This window comes from Mycobacterium sp., assembly GCF_035640695.1.
GTDB lineage: Bacteria > Actinomycetota > Actinomycetes > Mycobacteriales > Mycobacteriaceae > Mycobacterium.
Window position 1 is genome coordinate 1 of sequence record NZ_DASQVQ010000114.1, and the last position, 3,057, is coordinate 3,057.

At 65.0% G+C, this 3,057-nt stretch carries 3 protein-coding genes; all 3 read right to left on the reverse strand.

Translation table 11 applies throughout. From position 1 onward, the window contains the following. The coding region (locus tag VE759_RS22920) for a zinc-ribbon domain-containing protein (RefSeq protein ID WP_414687910.1) at positions 1-76 on the reverse strand (76 nt) is incomplete at its 3' end. A gap of 391 nt (positions 77-467) precedes the next feature. Further along, entirely contained in the window at positions 468-1,370 is a 903-nt protein-coding gene (locus VE759_RS13460; protein ID WP_324933061.1) for a class I SAM-dependent methyltransferase, read from the reverse strand. Positions 1,371-1,652: 282 nt separating this feature from the next. Continuing rightward, positions 1,653-3,057, reverse strand: a 1,405-nt coding sequence (locus tag VE759_RS13465) for an MFS transporter (protein WP_324933058.1), incomplete at its 5' end; no start/stop codon positions are given.

Here is a 3,057-nt window from a genome sequence, read left to right on the forward strand (position 1 = left end):
GCGCACCGCACTCGTCACAGAACTTGGCGTTCTCCCGCAGCCCAGTGCCGCACGACCCGCACGCCACCGCGTCCACCGTCAACCCGGCACCACCGATCTAGGGGATCCCGACTATCCCAACCACCCACAGGATAGGGCGTATCCAGCAAATAGGCGGCGTTATTGACCTCAGCGTTAAGCGATGCCGATCGATCGCCTGTTCGTAGGCAAATAGCCAACCGACAGCGGCTACCACGGGTGCGCCACCGCCGCCGAGCACACCACGAATGGGCCAGTCCCGGCAAGGGCTGGCACCGACTTTTGGAAATCGGCAGAGTCACAGCGCAATCGTTCGACCGCCCCCATACTCGAACCGCGACACCGGTGAGACACCCGCGCGAATGACGGTCGTGAGACAACGGTGCAATGCGCAAGTCGCCGGGCAGCCGTAGGTTTGCCACGGCGACAGGCATTAAGGTGCAGGCGGTCTATGCCAGAACGGCGGTGACCGCGACCGTGGCGACTACCGGTGCGTTGTCAACAGGTAGCGTGAGCCCATACGCTTCGAACAGGTCTCCACGGCGTTGTTCAGCGACTCGCCAGCCACAAGCGGTCAGGTAGTCGGACACCGGGCCGCGTTCGTCTTGGTACACCAGTTGAGTGGTGTCCACGGAGAATCCGTGGGCGCGCCATTTACGGTCGAAGGCCTTGCGCTGGTCGAACGCGGCCGCGGCGTCCGGTGCGTATTCGGTGGCCAGGCGGCTATCGGGCGCGCTGAGCGCCGTGATGTTGTCGAACAGCCGGTCCTGAGCATCCGTCGGAAGGTACATCAGGAGCCCCTCGACACTCCACGCGGTTGGCTGGTTCTCATCGAAGCCGTTGTCGCGCAGAACTGTTGGCCAGTCCTCGCGCAAATCGACGGCCACCGGGCGCCGAGTGGCCGTCGATTTGGCGCCCAGTGCCGATAGCGTGCGAGACTTGAATTCCAGCACTGCGGGCAGATCAATCTCGTAGACGACGCTGCCAGCGGGCCACGGCAGCCGGTAAGCCCGCGAATCCAAACCCGACGCCACGATCACCGACTGCCGGATGCCCTCGTCGGCTGTTGTGGTGAAGAACTCGTCGTAGAACCGAGTCCGCACCGCGAAGGCGTCGATCACAGGCTGCAGGCTCAGCTCGGCGTCCTCGTCGGTCTTGACCCGCGCAACGTCGCCGTCGACCAATTGGCTCAGCGCGTCGATGCCGACAGCTTTCACCAACGGCGTCGCGAATGGGTCGCTGATGATCGCGTTCGGCTCCCTGCTGGCCAGTGCCCGCGCGGTGGCAACCATCGTGGCGGTCGTCCCGACGCTTGACGCCAAGTCCCACGTGTCGCGATCGGCGCGTGTCATGGTCGCTGACGGCTCGTTGGTGTCCCTGCCACCCTGGCGGCGCGTCAAGTGGTGCGGTTGTTCGTCCATACGATAAGTGTCGGCCCGTCGACTCAAAGCCAGCTGAGAGCCGGCTCAGAGCTGCTTGGACGAACGGGCAGAATTCTCATACTTTCTCAGTATTTTCCGCGACGCCCCGGCTGAAACCCGACCTGGCATCGACTACTGCGGCCGGCCTGATTCCTATCCCGCTCCTGGGACTTCGACCGCTTGTTTCAGCGTTCCGAGGCGTTTGCGTTGCCATCAGATGGTGTCGAGCTGCTGGTTATTGGTTCGGGGACCGAGCAGTCGGATGGCGATGGCAAGGCAGCTCAGCAGCAACGCGCAGCAGGCGTACAGGCCGCCGGAACCGATGGCCGACAACAGGGTCAACGCGCTTAGCGGCAGCATCGCACCAACCAGGCGAGACGCCGCGTACGCGACACCAATGGCGGTGCTGCGGTTCGCGGTATGGAACAGTTCGGCCTGGTAAATGTGGGTGAAGTTGGAATGCAGGACGGTGCTGATGGTGGTGGCGACGCCCGCGACGATCACCAGGGCGATGGTGGTGGCGAGGCCGAACATCACGCCGAACGCTGCGACAGCCAATGTGGCAGCGATGAGCAGGGTTCGGCGTTCGAAGCGCTCCGTCAAATACACGGAAGCCAGTGAGCCGAGCGGGCAGCCGAGCGCACTGAGCGCCGAGTACGTCAATGAGTGCGCCAGGTCGAATCCCTTGGTCAGCAGCACGATCGGCGCGATAGAGGCGAATGCATAGAACCCGATCGGGCTGATGATCTGCATCACCCACATCAAGACGTTGCGACGCCTGTACGGCCGGGTCGGGGGCGGATCGACGACGCCGCGCGCCGGGACCGGGGGCAATACTGTTGCCGGGACGGACAAGTCGGGGTCGGTCCTCACTTCGCGCTCAATGGCGGTGAGGACCCGGTCGGCCTCGGCGGTGTTTCCGGTGGCCGCGAGCCAGCGCGGCGATTCAGGTAGTCGGCGTCGAAGCAGCCAGACCGCCAGGCCACCGACGGCGGACAGGATCAGCAGCCAGCGCCAGCCGGCCAGCCCTCCGATGGCGGTGTTGGCCGCGGTGGCGAGGCCACCAGCGACGGGCGCCGCGAGCAGACCTACGGTGTAGGCCCAGCAGAGGTAGCGACCACGGCGCGCAGCGGGCAGCAGTTCGCCCAGGTAGGTGTCCACCAGCGTCAACTCGGCGCCCAGCCCGATTCCAGTGCACATGCGCAGCACCAAGAATGTGGCGAGGTTGGGGGCAAAGGCGGTCGCCAACGACAGGACGGCGTAAGTCAGCAGGTTGACCTGAAATAACGTGCGCCGGCCGAGCCGGTCGGCCAGTGGCGCCAGCACTATCGATCCGATCATCTCGCCGGGAAACAGCGCGGCGATGATCAGCGCCCGTTGCAGGGTGCTCAGAGTCCACTGATTGCCGAGCAGGACCCCAAAGTAGGTGCTGAGCGAGATCTCAAACAAGTTGCAAAACGAGCCGAGCCCGATCAGCACGACAACCCTTCGGTGCCAGCGCGACACCGGCAACCGATCCAGCCGCGCGGCGATCACACTCGCCGAGTGATCCCCGCTCCCGGGGCTGGTGGCCGGGGGTGGGGCGGAATGCTCACCGGCCATCGGGTCCTCGGTCGCT